Here is a 1,538-nt window from a genome sequence, read left to right as displayed (position 1 = left end):
CCGGATCCTGGTGCGCAACGGCCTGGTCGCCGTGCAGGTCCAGGAGCACAAGCGGGTCTATCGGCGGTGGGAACGGGCCGAGCCGATGCATCTGTGGCAGCTCGACATCGTCGGCGGGGTCCCGCTCGCGGACGGACGCTCGTGCAAGCTGCTGACCGGCATCGACGATCACTCCCGCTTCGTGGTGGTCGCCGCGGTGTTGGTGGCGCCGTCGGGGCGGGCGGTCTGCGAGTCGTTCACCGCGGCGATGCGCCGCTACGGAGTGCCCTCGGAGGTGTTGACCGACAACGGCAAGCAGTTCACCGGCCGCCACACCCGCCCGCAGCCGGTCGAGGTGCTCTTCGAGCGGGTCTGTCGGGAAAACGGGATCACCCCGCGGCTGACGAAACCACGCTCGCCCACCACGACCGGGAAGATCGAGCGCTTCCACAAGACACTGCGCACCGAGTTCCTCGATCACGTCGCGCCGTTCGAGTCCGCGGCCGCGGCCCAGGAGGCGATCGATGGCTGGGTGGCCGGCTACAACGCCCACCGGCCCCACCAGGGAATCGACATGGCCGTCCCGGCCGCTTTGTTCCGGCCCAACGGGCCCTCCCGGCTCGACATCGACATCGCCTCCCTGACGGGGTCCTCGCCCGCGGTGACCGACGGGGCCGCGGCTGCCGGGCCGGGGCCGGTGAACGAGCCGTGGTGGCACGAAGAACGTGAGGGCGCAGCGATCGAGTTCCAGGCCCGAGTGCCTCCCGGCGCGCAGATCACCATCCGCACCGGGCGCCAGAGCGTGTCCGTCCCGCGCGGCCTCGCCGGTCAGACGATCACGATCTGGGCCGACCAACGAAGTGTCCACCTCATCCTCGCCGGTGAGGTGCTGCGCACCGTCGCCTCCCGGCTCAGCCCTGATGACCTGCGGCACCTGAGCATGCGCGGCGCCCGCCCCGCAGGGCCACCACCCGCACCCGCCGCCTTACGACGCCCCGGCGGCGCGCACGCGCCCTTGGCGGCGGGCGCGGCGATCGAGCTCGAGCGGGAGGTGAACAAGGACGGCAAGGTCGCCCTCGACGGGAGCAGGCACCTTATCGGATTCGCCTACGCCGGGCGCCGCATCACGCTCCGGCTCGACGGTCACCTCTTGCACGCCATCGCCGATAACGCCCTCGTCGGGACCTGGCCCTGCCCGATCCCGGCGGCCAAGCTCCCCGCCCTGCACGGCGCCCGCCAAGCCGCCACACGACTCCCACCACCACCGCTTCCCGCCGGATCGCTTCAGGCCCAACGGAAGGTCCACGCCAGCGGCCGGATCATGGTCGCCCGCCAGCGGATCAAGCTCGGCCCGCGTCACGCCGGGAAGCTCGTCACGGTCGTCGTCGAGGACACCCATTTCCGCGTCCTGCACAACGGCGAGGAGATCGCCGTCCGACCCCGCCGCAGCCTCGCCCCGATCACCCGCCTCCACGTCACCGGAGCCGGCGTCCACGACATGCCCGCTCGTCAATGATCAACTGAGGACGTTCGGTCAAGCGTCACCTGAGACCACACAT

1 protein-coding gene is annotated in these 1,538 nt (G+C 71.2%); it reads left to right on the top strand.

Annotated features, from left to right (window positions below; all coding sequences use genetic code 11):
- The coding region (locus tag ACVJO7_RS33970; RefSeq protein ID WP_491676365.1) for an integrase core domain-containing protein at positions 1–1,495 on the top strand (1,495 nt) is incomplete at its 5' end.
- Positions 1,496–1,538: the final 43 nt, after the last annotated feature.

It is taken from the genome of Pseudonocardia sp. DxW, from assembly GCF_058448985.1.
The sequence above is the reverse complement of the archived record's forward strand: the minus strand, read 5'-3'. Positions and strand labels throughout refer to the sequence as shown.